The sequence below is a fragment of the Paenibacillus darwinianus genome, assembly GCF_000598065.1.
In the GTDB taxonomy this organism is placed as follows: Bacteria; Bacillota; Bacilli; order Paenibacillales; family Paenibacillaceae; genus Paenibacillus_I; species Paenibacillus_I darwinianus.
Genome location: NZ_KK082132.1, coordinates 34,813 through 49,514, shown reverse-complemented (window position 1 = coordinate 49,514; position 14,702 = coordinate 34,813). Strand labels below are relative to the sequence as shown.

Here is a 14,702-nt window from a genome sequence, read left to right as displayed (position 1 = left end):
TTAGGCACGCCGCCAGCGTTCGTCCTGAGCCAGGATCAAACTCTCCATTAAAGTGAGTCGATATCGCTCATTACTTGTATAGCTTTGAATCGACGTGATTCATTTGTTCAGTTTTCAAAGAACTTGCCGCAGCGACATAGCCGCTGCCACAATTGAATACTTTATCAGCTATCTGCCATGCTGTCAACAACTTTTCTTTGCCAACGGCTGAACACCGCGTTTGGCATCGCCGCTCTCAGTGACATCAACCAATGTACCACAGTGCAAAGAGGCAAAACAAGCGGAACCTTCTGGTACCGGATACAAAAAAAGAGCAGAACCCCAATAACTATGGTTCCGCGTACAGGTTGGGCAATTGCGGATCGAATTATTCGCCGAGCAGACGAATAAATTCAGCTTCCTCCTCAATGACGGTCACGCCGAGGTCACGCGCCTTCGTCAGCTTGCTGCCGGCGCTCTCGCCGGCAATGACATAATCGGTTTTCTTTGAGACGCTGCCGGCAACCTTGGCCCCCAGAGCCTCGAGCTTTTTCGCCGCTTCATCCCTCGACAACACAGAGAGAGTGCCGGTCAGCACGACCGTTTTGCCGCTGAAGACACTGTCCGTCCGCACCTCGATCGGCTGCTCCCCCTCGGCCTTAACGCCAGCCTCGCGCATCCGCCGGATGCTCTCCTGCACGGCCGCGTCCGCAAAGAAGGACACGATGCTCTCCGCCACGATGCCCCCGACATCCGGGAGGCCTTGCAGCTCTTCAGCCGATGCGCCCATAATCGCATCCAAGCTGCCGTAATGGTCGGCCAGCATCCGGGTCGTCGCTTTGCCTGTGTTCGGAATGCCAAGTGCGAACAGGAAGGACGCCAACTCGCGGCCCTTCGATTTATCGATCGCCTCAAGCAGCTTCCGGGCCTTTTTCTCCCCAAACCGTTCCAGGCCAATTAACGACTCGTAGGTTAGATCATACAAATCGGCCGGATCCCGTACTTCACACGAGTTGTACAGCTGCTCCGCCGTCATGATGCTGAACGTATCGATGTCCATCGCATCGCGCGAGGCAAAGTGCGTAATGCGGCCCACGGTTTGCGGCTTGCAGTCAAGCTTGTTGTTGCAGAACAGATGCGCGCCACGCTGCTCCAGCAAGGTCCCGCATGCAGGACATTCGGCGGGGAATACGATCTCGCCGCCCGGCTCATCGTCAGCCTTGCCCAGAATCTCCGGAATCACATCGTTCGAGCGGCGGATGTAAACGCGGGTGCCAAGCGCGTGCTTCAGGTTCTTCCGCTCGATATCCCCGATATTGTTCAGCGTACAGTTCTGCACCGTAACGCCGGCCAGTTCAACCGCCTCGACGCGCGCGACGGGCGTGATTTTGCCGGTACGGCCTACCTCCCAGCCAACCGACTGCAGCACGGTCGTCGTTTCCTCCGCCTCGAACTTGTAGGCCACGGCCCAACGGGGAAACTTATCCGTGTAGCCCAAAGCTTCACGCGTCCGCATATCCGTCAGCTTGATCACCGCGCCGTCGATCAGGTAATCGAGCGACGGCCGTCTGTCGGCGATCAGCTTAAGCTCGGCCTCGACATCCTCAATCCGTTCAAAATATCGAACATGCGGGTTGACTCTGAACCGGTTTTCCTTCAGGAACGTCACCATTTCCGCGTGGTTCTCAAAGCTCACGCCATCCGCATAGCCCACATTGTAGAAGAAAGCGTTCAGTTTGCGTTCCGCTGTCGTCCGCGGATTGAGGTTACGCAGCGCGCCGGCCGCGGCATTGCGCGCATTTTTGAGCGGCTCGGCTGCGGTACGGTTGTACGCCTCCAGGACGGACAAATTCATGATCCCTTCGCCCTGCACTTCAATAATCCCGTCGAAAGGAATGGTCAGCGGCACCGAACGGATCGTTTTTACCTGCGGCAGAATCGCTTCCCCGATGACCCCGTTGCCCCGCGTCGCGGCCTGTACAAGACGTCCGTCCTCATACGTGAGATTCAGTGTGAGGCCGTCGAACTTCAACTCAACCACATAGGAAGGCGGGGGCAGTGGAGTGTCCGGATTTTTGGCGTTGTAGTCGGCCACAGCTTTGTCCACGCGTGCTCTCCATGCCAGCAAATCGTCCGTGTCCTGCGCCTTGTCCAAGCTCCATAGGCGCGCGCGGTGACGATGCGGCTCGAAGCCCTTCAGCACCTCGCCGCCCACGCGCTGCGTCGGAGAATCCGGCAGCACGACTCCGCTTTCGGTTTCGAGCCGCACCAGCTCATCATAAAGCGCATCGTATTCCTTGTCGCTGACGACCGGATTATCCAACGTATAGTAATTGTAATTATGCCGGTTGATTTCCTCGGTCAATTGCGCCATCCGTTCTAAGGCCTGCCGCTCCGTTGCCATGTTCCCAATCATCCCTTCGTGTGATCCCGCTTGCTTTCATCCAGTATGCCGCCGTTCATTTCTCGCAAAATGACTCTGCTTTCCGCCAGCTTCACCAGATCAGGCCTTGGTAATCGGCGCGAATGCCGCCAGCAGCCGTTTGACACCGACCGGCGCCGGAAACGCGATTTGCAGCTCCATGTCGTTGCCGGTCCCTCTGACCGAAACGACCGTACCGGTTCCCCACTTGGCGTGGGACACCTTGTCGCCCGCTGCGAACGACTCACCGCCGCCTGCCGCGCTGCCCGCTGCGCCGGCGCCGGCTCTTGCCGCGTCCATCGCCGTCGTCACGCGTACGCCGCCTGCCGATCCTGCGCTCCCGCCCAAACCGGGCCGAGGCACGGATGAACCGCCAGCCCCACCCGAACGGCTGCCCGCCGCCGCACCGGGACGCAAGCCGAAGCCGCCCGAGCCCAAGCCTGCTCTGGCCCCGCTGTCCGTTCCAAAGCTGCGGCTGCCGGCGCCGAATCCGCTGCCGGCCAGTCTGCCGCCCGGAGACGCGATCGTCTTCAACGAATCGGGCACCTCCTGCAGGAAGCGCGACGGAGCGTTCGCCTTCGTCTGTCCGAACAAGGTGCGCATCCGCGCGCATGTGAGGAAAAGCTGCTCCTCCGCCCGGGTAATACCTACGTATGCGAGCCGCCGCTCCTCCTCCAGCTCATCGTTGTCGGCAAAAGCCCGGCTGTGCGGAAACACGCCCTCCTCCATGCCGATAATGAACACGACCGGGAATTCGAGTCCCTTCGCGCTGTGCATCGTCATCAGAATGACCGCATCCTTCACATCTTGCGCGTCATCCTTTTTATCCATGGAATCAATGTCCGCGATCAGCGCCAGATCGGTCAGAAACGCGATCAGCGACTTGTCGTCATTGCGCCGCTCGAAATCCATCGTCACCGACAGGAACTCGTCAATATTCTCAAGCCGCGACTTCGATTCGAGCGTATTCTCGCGCTCGAGCTCCTCGCGATAGCCGATAAACTCCAGCATTTTCTCCGTAAGCTCGGTAACCGACAAGTAATCAACCATCCGGGTCAGATTGTCGATCAGCTCGCGGAAATCGGTCAGCGCCGCCCGCGTCTTCCCCGCCACATCCACCCCTTCGAGATTGGCCAGCACCGCGAACATCGACTCGCCGCGACGCGCGGCCTCGGCCGACACCTTCGCCAGCGTCGTATCGCCGATGCCCCGCTTCGGCACGTTGATGATCCGAATGAGGCTCACATCGTCGTCCGGATTGGAAATCAGCCGCAGATAAGCGAGCAGATCCTTGATCTCTTTCCGATCATAGAATTTGACGCCGCCCACGATCTGATACGGAATATCGGATTTGATCAAAATTTCCTCGATCACCCGCGACTGCGCGTTCGTCCGGTACAAAATCGCATGGTCGGCGAATTTGCGCCCGCCCTGCTTGTTTTTCCGAATCTCGCCCGTGACGAAATATCCCTCTTCATGCTCCGAATCGGCCTGATAAACCCCAATCGGCGCGCCTTCGCCCTTATCCGTCCAGAGCTTCTTCGCCTTGCGTCCGGCATTCTGCTTGATCACCGCGTTCGCCGCGTTCAGAATGTTGGAGGAGGAACGGTAGTTCTGCTCGAGCAGTATCGTCCGGGACTCGGGGTAATCCCCTTCGAAATTAAGAATGTTCGTAATGTCCGCGCCGCGCCAACGGTAGATCGATTGATCGCTGTCGCCGACGACGCAAATGTTCTGGTGCTTGTCCGCCAGCATGCGGCACAGCATATACTGCGCCCGGTTCGTATCCTGATATTCGTCGACGTGGATGTAACGGAACTTGTTCTGGTAAAATTCCAGCACTTCCGGCACTTCCTTGAACAGCCGGGTCGTCGTCATGATGAGATCGTCGAAGTCGAGCGAGTTGTTGCTTTTCAGCCTTTTCTGGTATGCCCGGTACACGTTTGCTGCAATCTGGTCGAAATAGTCGCCGACCTTCTGCTCGAAACGGTCGGGTGTGAGCAGTTCATTCTTGGCGGAGCTGATTCGGGCCTGTACGGCCTTCGGCTCGAACTTTTTGGTGTCGACGTTCTGATCCTTCATGACATTCCGAATAACCGACAGCTGGTCGGCCGAGTCAAGAATGGTGAAATTGGAACTGTAGCCAATGCGGCCGATGTCCTTGCGAAGGATGCGGACACACATGGAGTGAAAGGTGGAAACCCATATGTCCTGTCCGCCGGGCCCGACAAGGGTCGCCACCCGGTTCTGCATCTCGCGGGCCGCTTTATTGGTGAACGTGATCGCCAGGATGCTCCACGGCGCGACACGCTTTTTCTCGATCAGATAAGCAATGCGGTGGGTGAGCACGCGCGTCTTGCCGCTCCCCGCTCCGGCCATGATAAGCAGCGGCCCGTCGGTCGCCTGTACAGCCTCCCGTTGGCGGGGGTTCAGCTTCTCCACCGCTTGGTCGATGTCGATCCGATTAAACATAAGAATGCCCCTTTGTTCGCGTTTATGTTCGCCTGTTTTAAGTCTAGTCCACACTCCCTTGCGTGTCAATTTAAGATTGCCCGCGCTCGCGCGAAAATGTTTCCAGAGCCCCGTAATGCGGCGCGCATAAAAAAGAGCGCTGTAACAGCGCTCAGACGGTGAACATCGCGTTTATGCCGCCGATATACTCTCACAATAACGCCGTTTGCTTGACCGCGGTCACCGTAGCGAGCGCGCCTGCCGGATGATCGTATACGGCGTTGCCGACGACGACGGTATGGGCGGCCTCCGCGGCAAGCCGCGCCTGCCCGGCGTCCGCGACGCCGCCGCCATAGAACAGCCGCGCTTGCGTCAGCGCCTCGCGCATCCGCCTGACCAGCCGCATATCGCCGAACCGGCCGCTGTATTCGCAATACACGACGGGCAGCCGCATCAAACGATCGGCCAGGCGCGCGTAAGCGACGGCTTCGGCTTCGGTCAGCTCCGTGCGGGCTCCGGTCAATCTCGCGGCTTCGGCCCCGTCATTAAGAATCACATACCCTTCCGCCCATGTGGCATCCCACGGCATGAAAGAGCCGTACTGGGCGATCGCCTCCGCCTGGCGGCCCGCCACCCATTCCGCCGACGCGGCGTTCAGCACCATCGGGATCAAATACCAGTCAAAGCCAGGCACGGCTGCCTCGGTTGAGGACGCTTCAAGCGCGCAGGGCACTTCGAAACGGCGGATGCGGGAAAGCAAATCCACCGTGTTGTCGTATGTTACACCGGTTGTGCCCCCCACTAGAACCGCATCCGTGCCGGACAAGCAGACCGCCTCAAGCACCTCGTCCGTTATCGTCCGGTCGGGGTCAAGCTTGAACACATGCCGCCATGACCCAAAAGGCCCTTCGTTATGCTCCGGGCTCATCCTCTTATCTTCCCTCCTTTTTGATGCGCCAGCGGGTCAGGCTTCCCCTTCCAACGCCTCGATGCGCTGCAAAACCGCATACTCATCCGGGTACAGCATCAAGTATTCGGTCAAACCCACCATCCGAAACAACTTCTGATAATGCGTAGACACGCCGCAAGCGAACGTATGATAGCCCAACTTGCGCCCGGCTCTCGCGATGCGGATCAGCAGCGCCATGCCGGCGCTGTTGATGTAGCCGACTTGATGCAGATCCAGCACCAGATAACGCCGTTGCTCGACCGGCCCCTGCTCCCAATCGAACGCGCTCTTCAACACTTGCTCCGCAGCTTTATCCAGATCGCCCTTCAACGTGAAGGCGATGCCGGACTCAAAAACGCGGGATTCCAATTGGAGCTTCTGTTCCAACCGCTGTCCCTCCAATCGCTCATCGGTGATTTATGAAAAACAGTTCAAGGACAGCAGCGCAGGAACGACGAGCCGTGCGGGCCATCCCTCGCCCGCTGACGGCCGTATCGAACAGCTCTCCCCCAACCTCCCGGTCCTGCCGGCTGCCGCTATGCCGATCGCCGCGATTAATAAAAGGGCAGGAACGCCCTTATCATTGAAAAGGCGCTCATACTCCCCATACCAGCCGCTTGGTCTCTTCGAGCGGCTCCGTACCGAATTCTTCGCTGCACATCCGCTCCAGACGCTTGTACCAACCGACCGCTTCGGCATGTCTCCCGCGCTGCTTCCAATAGCGGATCATCGCCTGATATGCTTCCTCCTGATCCGGCCTTAACTCAATCCAGGCCGACAGCCATTGTTCGGTGTGGCTATCGTCTGTCAATCCGGCGTAGTATTCGCCCAGCCGGCGCAGCATGAGCGTCTGACGCTCGAGCAGCTGGCTGCGCCAGCGCTCGATCCAGTCGACCTGCGGCATATCCGCCCCCAGCAGTCCGTACAGACGAACGGCATCCATATAGAGCATAGCCGCGGGCTCCTTATCATACGCCCACAACTGATCGCCGACACGCGAAAGAGTCATATACTGCTCGACATCGACCACCTCGATCACCGATTCCCGGAAGCCGATCACCCCTCCGCGCACCTCGATCGCATCGTCGAAGCCGACATCGGCGAGCGCATTTCTCAGCTCGTGCAGGGAGACATAAAGATGGTTCGCCAGCTTGGACGCTTCGCCTTCTCCGAACAGCTGCTCCACCACCTGATCGCGCAGCGCGCGATAATCGGGCTGCAGCAGTAGAAAAACGAGCAGCTCCCGTGATTTGCGGCGCTTCCACTTCGGCGACACGACGGCTCCGTCCGTTCCGAACAAGCGCATGCCGGACATCAGTTGAATGCGCAGCCTGCCCTGACGCGGCTCGGGCGCAGCCAGCAGTCCGTCGTCGTGGACGGACAGAGGCGCAATTGGCGGAACATACGCGGCCGCAGCGCCGGTCAGCTCCTTCAACCGTTCAAGCCAGGCAGCCGTTCGCGGAGTAGACATCTCTTCCAACAGCAGCTCCATCTGACGCAGCGACAGGGCGGCATCGGTCCGATCGCCGGAAGCCAGCTTGCGTGCGGCGTGAACCTGCGAGGCAAACAGCTGCACCTCCACATCGTAACGCAGATCGCTTAAAGGCGGCCCTGCCGTCTCCGCTCCTTGCCAGGATATCATGCTCACCATGTAAGCATACCGCGAGGGCAGACGCGCCAGCACCTCCTTCGTCGGCTCGGCACCGCCGATGATGCTCAGCACGGCCCTGCTTTCAGTATGGAGCGCCGCCCTTCGGCGAAGCTCGCCGATCCTCCTTGCCCATTCCCCGTCCCGCATGCCGTCCTCTCCGTACAACCAACGATCCAGCAGCAAATATGCGAACCACGTATCGTCTCCCGCTTCCCGAAAACGGTCGGCCGCCTTCGCGAAATACTCATCCGTCGAGCGCGATTGCAGAATCGGGGCCGTCCGGGACCAGCATCTGCCGCGGGCAAGCGCCCACCAGACAAAGCCGCTGCAACCTTCCCCGTTCCGCAGCGTCTCTTCCTCCAAAAATTGCAGAAGCGTCTCCGTTTCGTGGAAATCGCCGATCCGTACATTCAGCAAGGTCAGCAAGCCGATCATCGACAGCATTTCCAAATCGTCCGATTGCAGCGCAAAGCCTTTGATCGCCGCCCGCAGCCATTCCTGCGCTTCCTGCAGCCGCCCATCGAGGATCAAACGGACGGAGCCTGCCTGCAGCAGAAGCGGAGAGCCGAAAACGGCGTGCTCAGGCAGACGGTCCAGCGCTTCTTTGTCGGGAAGCCTGCCGTGCAGCACGTTCTGCTCCATGTCCAGTACAAGATCCTTAAAACTCTCCGGTATATGATGTTGATACGACAAGCGCATGGAAACGATCACCACATTCAGTCTGTAATTAGTCTAATCGTACTATTAATTTAGGAAAAATGAAACATATTTCTTACAAAGAAATCGTTTTCCTTACAAATGATCAAGCAATTCGACAAGCAAAATTAAAGAAGAGCCAACGAATATTTTTATTCGACGGCTCTTCTCTTTCCAGGCAATTATTGGACCAGCTGTCCGCGTGTCACGCCCAGTTGGTTCGTCGCTTTCAGGCTCCGCCAGACCTGCGTGCCGCTGATCTTGCCGCAGAGCGCATCGGCATAGAGCGAAATCACCTCTTCGACCTTCTCGGGCGTTTCCTCCAGAAACTCCACCCGGAACGAAGCCGTTCCGAGCTCGAGGAAGTTCCGCAAATACTCGGCGCCGGACTGCTCGATCGCGTTATAAACCGTATTCCGGCAGCCTTCGTCGACGCGGACCGGGTGCGACATGCCGATGCGGTCCTGCAGCGAAACGCGGTGATCCTCGCAAGGCCTGCCGCAATTGGTGTAATCCGTCCCTTCGCTGAGGAAGGTACAATATACGCAATGCTCCGTATGGAACATGGGCAGATGCTGGTGGATGACGACCTCTGTCCTGGAGGCGTCGGCCTTGCCGAGCAAATCGATCATTTGCTGCGCGTTCAAATCGTAAGAAGGCGTTACGAGCGAACAACCCGCTTCGATAAACAAGTCCGCCGTCTTGTGGTTGGCGATGTTAAGCGCAAAATCGCCGATCAGCTCCGGGAAAGGCGCAACCACCCCTTCCGCGCGGGCGCGCATATAGAAATACATCGCGCCGGTATTCCGGATGAGCACCGCGTCGGGCTGAAGCTTGAGAATATGATTGTGGTAGCCGTTCTCGCCCGGCATATGGATCCGCGGCGTGGCAAGGGCGATCCGCTTGCCGGCCTTGCGGGCCGTCTCGACGGCGGCCGGATACTGCTTGATAAATTCGAAATCGGCATAAATCAGAGCAACGCCGGTGCGGACGGCGGCTTCAACCTGGGGCAGCGTGCGACACAGCGCCGTGAGGCGCGGCTCGCTGCGTACGCCCGCAGCTGCGAGTGCCGCCGCCTTCAGGTCCGGCCGGAAGGCGTCCGCGTAAACCTCGACCGCCCGCTTCTCGTAAACCGGCGGCTTCGGCCGTGCTCCCGCCAATAATTCCACCGCTTCGCGGCGAATTCGGTTCAGCTCGCGAACCGGCACGATCAACTCGCCTTCAAGCGACAGCTCCAGCTGCTCCAGCTGGAAAAGCGTGCCGCCCAGCCGGCCAAGCTGCTCCTCCAGAAGCGTGCGGTCCATCGGGCGCTTCTCGGCTCGTTCCAAAGGCAGCTCGGATGCCACCTCGACTGTGGTTCCCTTGTTGAGATCGGTCCACCGGGTGCGAAGCGGCCCTCCTTCCTTGCCCTCGACATGGACGGCAACCGGAAAAACACGGTACGGCTTATCCGTCTCGAACGTCTGACGGAGCCGCTTGTCCAGCGCCGGATCGCCAGTTTTCCAGATCCGGTCGCCCGGCTTCACCTTGCGCAGATCGACGTCGTTCCGCCCCGGCACGATCTCCAGCACCGTATGCTCCTGCGCTTCGCCTTCAATCTTGATGCCCTGGCGACGCAGGTCATACACGCGGCCGCCCTCTTCCTTCTTCGTCGGGTCGCCCGCGTCGAAGACGATGCCGTCCCCGCGCTTGAGCGGCGCCTCGATCCGGCAGACGACCGCGTCGCGCAGCACCCGTTCCACACGGCCCATGTAGACGCCGCGGCTTTTCGGGAACGTGCCCTCGACCAGCTGCTTGTTGTTCGTCCCTCTCAGGAAGCCGTGCGTGAAGCCGCGCGAGAAGCTCTGCTGCAGCTCGCGAATTTCTTCCGCAGAGGGCGCCGACAGATCGCCGTCGAAATATTTGTCGATCGCGCGCCGGTATTTGCTCACCACGTTCGCCACGTATTCCGGCGTTTTGAGCCGGCCTTCGATCTTGAACGACGTGACGCCCGCTTCAATCAGCTCCGGCACCAGTTCCACCGCCGCCAGGTCCTTGGGCGACAGCAGGTAGGCGATATCGCCCATTGGCTTCTGCTCGCCGTCGACCATCAAATCGTAGGGAAGCCTGCACGCCTGCGCGCATTCCCCGCGATTCGCGGACCGGCCGCCCCACATCTCGCTCGTCAGACACTGGCCGGAATACGAGACGCAAAGTGCGCCGTGCACGAACACCTCCATCGGCAGCTTCGCCTGCTCGCCGATCGTCCGGATCTGCTTCAGGTTGTTTTCCCGGCCGAGCACGACCCGCTCGATGTCGAACGGCTTCGTGAATTCGACCGCCTCGGACGAAGTAATCGTCATTTGCGTAGAGCCGTGGATCGGAAAATCGGGCGAAATTTCCCGGATCAGCCTGACCAGGCCGAGGTCCTGCACGATCACGGCATCGACGCCCGCGTCGACGCAGGCGTCGATCAGCTTTTTCGCCTCATCCAATTCACTTTCGAAAACCAATATGTTAAACGTCAGAAAACCTTTCATCCCGTAGCTGTGCAGAAAAGCCATAATCTCCGGAAGCTCATCCATCCGAAAATTGTTCGCGCGCGCCCGGGCGTTGAATTTCTCCACGCCGAAGAACACTGCGTCGGCTCCATTCGCCGCGGCGGCGCGCATGCAATCCCAGTCCCCGGCCGGTGCCAGCAGTTCAATGTCTTCCCTGCGTATCTGTCCTTTAGTGCTCATGTAAATGATGTTCCTCCAAGCGTATTGCCGTTTGTATCAGTGTACCATTTTGGCGGGCCAAAAAGAAACCGCGGCACCCGTCGAATTGTTTCCTTTCTATCCGATCTTGGCAATTTCGGCTGCGGACGTTTCCACCCTTTTAGGCGCATGCTATAATGGGTTTCGAAAGCGATGCCATCCTTATGGAGGAGGATTACGTAGTTATGAAACTCGGAGTATTTTCAGTATTGTTCGGCCAGCAGCCGCTGGAGGAAACACTCGACTATATTGCATCCAAAGGGCTGCAGGCCGTCGAAATCGGCACAGGCGGCTACCCCGGCGACGCGCATTGCAAGCGGGAGGAGCTGCTGGCGGACGAGGGCAAGCAGCGGGCGTTCAAGCAAGCGGTCGAAACGCGCGGCTTAACGATCAGCGCGCTCAGCTGCCACTCCAATCCGCTTCATCCGCAGAAAGCGATTTCGTCGGAGCACGACCGGATTATCCGCGAGACGATCGACCTGGCGTCGAAGCTGGGCGTTCCGGTCGTCAACACCTTCTCTGGCTGTCCGGGCGATCATGAGGATGCCAAGTACCCGAACTGGCCGGTTGCGCCGTGGCCGAACGATTTCCAGGAAATTCTGGACTGGCAGTGGACGAACAAGGTTATTCCTTACTGGACCGAGATCGGCCAATACGCGACGGAGCGCAATGTGCGGATCGGACTCGAGCTCCACGGCGGCTTCTCCGTCCACACGCCGGCTACGCTGCTCCGTCTGCGCGAAGCGGCGGGCGAGGCGATCGGCGCCAACCTGGATCCGTCCCACATGTGGTGGCAAGGCATCGACCCTGTGCAAGCCGTACATATATTGGGCCGCGCCGGGGCGATCCATCATTTCCATGCCAAGGACACATCGATCGACCCGATCAACGTGAACAAGCATGGCGTGACCGACATGCAGTCGTATTCGCTCATGCTTGACCGCGCCTGGCAGTTCCGCACCGTCGGATACGGCCACGACATGAAGGTATGGGCGGACATCATCAGCGCCCTTCGCTTGGTCGGCTACGACTACGTCGTCAGCATCGAGCACGAGGACGGCCTCATGTCCGTCGACGAAGGCTTCACCAAAGCGGTGCAAAACCTGCAGCAAGTTCTCATCCGCGAGCCTTTGGGCGAGATGTGGTGGGTTTAAACCGAGCCAAGCCGGACAAGCTTTCACGGGTGTCCGGCTTTTTTTGTGCAGCGGCGCCGACACATGGCTTGGCTTCATACGATACTAGATGTCCCCCGAACAACGACAAAAGGCCGCCGGACGCTCTTCGCGCCGAACGGTCCTTCCGCACATCTTGCTATGCGAAGATATGTAGGCAAACGGTTAGCCCATCCACACCTCAAAGATCATGATGTAATCAATGACCAGAAATACAAGCAGCGAAACCGCGGCAAACCCGATCGCGAAATAGTTCTTTCTCGGACGAGCCAGCACCAGCCGCACAAAGCCGATAAAAATAATGGCCGTGAACAGCAGCATGAAAATATCAAACGGAGCAAAATTGCTTGCATCTTGCGTCGCCTTGCCTGCTTCTTGTGCCAAAACCATGAGGGGACCTCCTTCTTTAGTAGCTCACGAATATTCACACGTAACCTATAATAACCTATGTTAGCCCTTCAAGCTAGCGCTTGCAAGTACAAAATCCGAATCGTAACAACTTTGTCACCATTAAGCCCGTTTGCCTGTAAGCCCTTACCGCTATAAACGAACCGTATAAGTAATATAACAAACTCTTATATACAAAAGGTGCATTTACATTGTCGATCAGACAAAAATGTGATACGATTTCCGTACATATTCATACTAAAATCGTCGGAATTGGCCTGCTGTCATAAAAGGCTGCCGGCAAGGAGGCAAACAAAATGGCTTACGAAGCGGTTTGGATGAAGGACCCGTCCAAATTGAATAAATTCGAATTCGTTAAAATGGAGAAGGATGGACTCGACGTCATCCGCACGATCATCGAGGAGTACGCGCACAAGGGGTACGATGCGATCGACGAAAACGATATGAACCGGTTCAAATGGGCCGGCGTCTACGAACAAAAGCCCAGAGACGGGCATTTCATGATGCGGATCCGGATCAACTCCGGCATCATGAACGCGGCGCAAGCGCGGGCGATTGCCAGCATTGGCCGCGATTACGGCCGCGGCCTCATCGACGTTACAACGCGTCAGGCGATTCAGTACCACTGGCTGCGCGTCGAGAACCTCCCGGATATTTTCAAGCGGCTGGAGGAAGTCGGACTTTACAGCTACGAGGCATGCGGCGACTGCCCGCGTACGATCGTCGGCAACCCGCTTGCCGGCATCGATCCGGACGAGCTGATGGATACCCGCCCAATCGTTGAGGAAGTGAACGACTTCTTCCTTATGAACCGCGATTTCTCCAACCTGCCGCGCAAATACAAAATGTCGATCTCCGCAAGCATCTGGAACAACGCGCATGCGGAAATCAACGACCTTTCGTTTACGCCCGCCGTTAAAGTGATCGACGGTCAAGAAGTGCTCGGCTTCCACGCGTGGGTAGGCGGCGGCCTGTCCGCCAAGCCTCATCTGGCAAAGGAGCTGGACATGTTTGTTCGTCCGGAAGAGGTATTGAAGGTGGCGATCGGCGTCACGACGATTTTCCGCGACTACGGTTACCGCGAGAAGCGCCACCAGGCGCGTCTGAAGTTTCTCGTGGCCGACTGGGGTCCGGAGAAATTCAAGGAAAAGCTGATCGAACTCATCGGCGACATGCCGTCCGCGGGCGAAAGCAAAACCGCCGGCTGGAAAGCCGCATACTTCGACGGCGTGCATCCGCAATCCGGAGAAGGAAAAAGCTTCGTCGGCTTGAACGTCCCGGTAGGCCGCACGAGTTCCGACGAGCTTGAGCAATTGGCCGATCTGGCTGATCAATACGGCGACGGCCACGTCCGTACCACGATGTCGCAAAACATCATTCTTGCCGGCATCCCGAACGAGAAGGTCGACGAGCTGCTGCAAATGCCGATATTCGAGCGCCTCACACCTAATCCGAAGCCTTTTATGAGCCGCACCGTTTCCTGCACGGGCAACGAGTTCTGCAACCTCGCCGTTGTCGAGACGAAAGAACGCGCACGCCGTGTAGCCGAATATCTGGACGAGAACATCGAGATTGACGAAAAGATCCGCATCCATATGATCGGCTGCCCGAACGCCTGCGGTCAGAAGCATATCGCGGATATCGGCCTGCAGGGCGCGCTCGTCAAAACGCCTGACGGCATGGTCGATGCATTCGACATCGCCGTCGGCGGCATTCTCGGACCTGGCGCAACATTCAACACACCGCTGAAGGGCCGCGTCAAAGGCGACGAAGTTGCCGGCGTAGTGGCGCAGCTTGTCCTGTTCTACAAGGAGCGGCGTCAAGCGGGCGAATCGTTCCACGCTTTCGTGAACCGGGTAGGCGTTCCGGCATTCCAGGAGAAGTTGACCGAAATTCTCACCGCCGTCGCTTCCTGATCCGGCATGAAATACCAAAGGCTGTTCCCCTGGCGAATGCTTCCGCCGGTGGAGCAGCCTTTCTCTATGGTATCGATTCCCTTCGTTCCCATACGGATGCGTGCGCTGACGTGAGTATTAGGTGAGCTACTGGCTGATGCCAGTCTCCCAAAGGTCGGACTCTCAAGTAAATTTGTTTATTTAGACTATCCATTCTGCCAGCGCATGATAGATCGGTATGCCAGCAATCAGATTAAAAGGAAACGTCACGCCGAGGGACAGCCCGAGGTAAATGGACGGGTTAGCCTCCGGAACGGAGCTTCTCATGGCGGCAGGGGCGG

General features: G+C 58.3%; 10 protein-coding genes. 2 read left to right on the top strand and 8 right to left on the bottom strand.

Annotation, left to right across the window (positions count from 1 at the left end; all coding sequences use genetic code 11):
* Positions 1-367 precede the first annotated feature (367 nt).
* From ligA to BG52_RS02400, 6 genes are all read right to left on the bottom strand, one after another.
* Positions 368-2,383, bottom strand: a complete 2,016-nt coding sequence (ligA, locus tag BG52_RS02425; RefSeq protein ID WP_036579764.1) for an NAD-dependent DNA ligase LigA — start codon at positions 2,381-2,383, stop codon at positions 368-370.
* Between the two features lie 99 nt (positions 2,384-2,482).
* Positions 2,483-4,873, bottom strand: a complete 2,391-nt coding sequence (pcrA, locus tag BG52_RS02420; RefSeq protein WP_036666788.1) for a DNA helicase PcrA — start codon at positions 4,871-4,873, stop codon at positions 2,483-2,485.
* A gap of 190 nt (positions 4,874-5,063) precedes the next feature.
* Positions 5,064-5,780 carry a heptaprenylglyceryl phosphate synthase gene (locus BG52_RS02415; protein ID WP_036582002.1) on the bottom strand — a complete coding sequence of 239 codons (717 nt, stop codon included), beginning with the start codon at positions 5,778-5,780 and terminating at the stop codon, positions 5,064-5,066.
* Between the two features lie 36 nt (positions 5,781-5,816).
* Complete coding sequence (locus tag BG52_RS02410; RefSeq protein ID WP_036582004.1) at positions 5,817-6,188, bottom strand: STAS domain-containing protein; 372 nt, start codon at positions 6,186-6,188, stop codon at positions 5,817-5,819.
* 208 nt (positions 6,189-6,396) lie between these two features.
* The gene (locus BG52_RS02405; protein WP_036666787.1) at positions 6,397-8,094 is read right to left on the bottom strand and encodes an AfsR/SARP family transcriptional regulator; all 1,698 of its coding nucleotides are present in this window, start codon (positions 8,092-8,094) and stop codon (positions 6,397-6,399) included.
* Between the two features lie 236 nt (positions 8,095-8,330).
* Positions 8,331-10,868, bottom strand: a complete 2,538-nt coding sequence (locus BG52_RS02400) for a U32 family peptidase (RefSeq protein ID WP_036582010.1) — start codon at positions 10,866-10,868, stop codon at positions 8,331-8,333.
* Positions 10,869-11,071: 203 nt separating this feature from the next.
* On the opposite strand from BG52_RS02400, the gene BG52_RS02395 reads away from it, so the two are divergent.
* Entirely contained in the window at positions 11,072-12,040 is a 969-nt protein-coding gene (locus BG52_RS02395; RefSeq protein ID WP_036582070.1) for a sugar phosphate isomerase/epimerase family protein, read from the top strand.
* Positions 12,041-12,223: 183 nt separating this feature from the next.
* On the opposite strand, the gene BG52_RS02390 is transcribed toward BG52_RS02395, so the two are convergent.
* The gene (locus BG52_RS02390) at positions 12,224-12,448 is read right to left on the bottom strand and encodes a hypothetical protein (protein ID WP_036582013.1); all 225 of its coding nucleotides are present in this window, start codon (positions 12,446-12,448) and stop codon (positions 12,224-12,226) included.
* 314 nt (positions 12,449-12,762) lie between these two features.
* Here BG52_RS02390 and BG52_RS02385 point away from each other — a divergent pair, with 314 nt between their 5' ends.
* The gene (locus tag BG52_RS02385) at positions 12,763-14,382 is read left to right on the top strand and encodes a nitrite/sulfite reductase (RefSeq protein WP_036582016.1); all 1,620 of its coding nucleotides are present in this window, start codon (positions 12,763-12,765) and stop codon (positions 14,380-14,382) included.
* A gap of 180 nt (positions 14,383-14,562) precedes the next feature.
* Here BG52_RS02385 and BG52_RS15135 read toward each other — a convergent pair.
* Positions 14,563-14,702 (bottom strand): sodium-dependent bicarbonate transport family permease (locus BG52_RS15135; protein ID WP_036666786.1); only part of this gene is annotated, 140 nt, incomplete at its 5' end.

Bases quoted from the DNA above. Each gene is read 5' to 3' on its own strand.
- ligA (WP_036579764.1), bottom strand. From the start codon at position 2,383: ATGGCAACGGAGCGGCAGGCCTTAGAACGGATGGCGCAATTGACCGAG.
- pcrA (WP_036666788.1), bottom strand. From the start codon at position 4,873: ATGTTTAATCGGATCGACATCGACCAAGCGGTGGAGAAGCTGAACCCC.
- BG52_RS02415 (WP_036582002.1), bottom strand. From the start codon at position 5,780: ATGAGCCCGGAGCATAACGAAGGGCCTTTTGGGTCATGGCGGCATGTG.
- BG52_RS02405 (WP_036666787.1), bottom strand. From the start codon at position 8,094: ATGGAGCAGAACGTGCTGCACGGCAGGCTTCCCGACAAAGAAGCGCTG.
- BG52_RS02400 (WP_036582010.1), bottom strand. From the start codon at position 10,868: ATGAGCACTAAAGGACAGATACGCAGGGAAGACATTGAACTGCTGGCA.
- BG52_RS02395 (WP_036582070.1), top strand. From the start codon at position 11,072: ATGAAACTCGGAGTATTTTCAGTATTGTTCGGCCAGCAGCCGCTGGAG.
- BG52_RS02390 (WP_036582013.1), bottom strand. From the start codon at position 12,448: ATGGTTTTGGCACAAGAAGCAGGCAAGGCGACGCAAGATGCAAGCAAT.
- BG52_RS02385 (WP_036582016.1), top strand. From the start codon at position 12,763: ATGGCTTACGAAGCGGTTTGGATGAAGGACCCGTCCAAATTGAATAAA.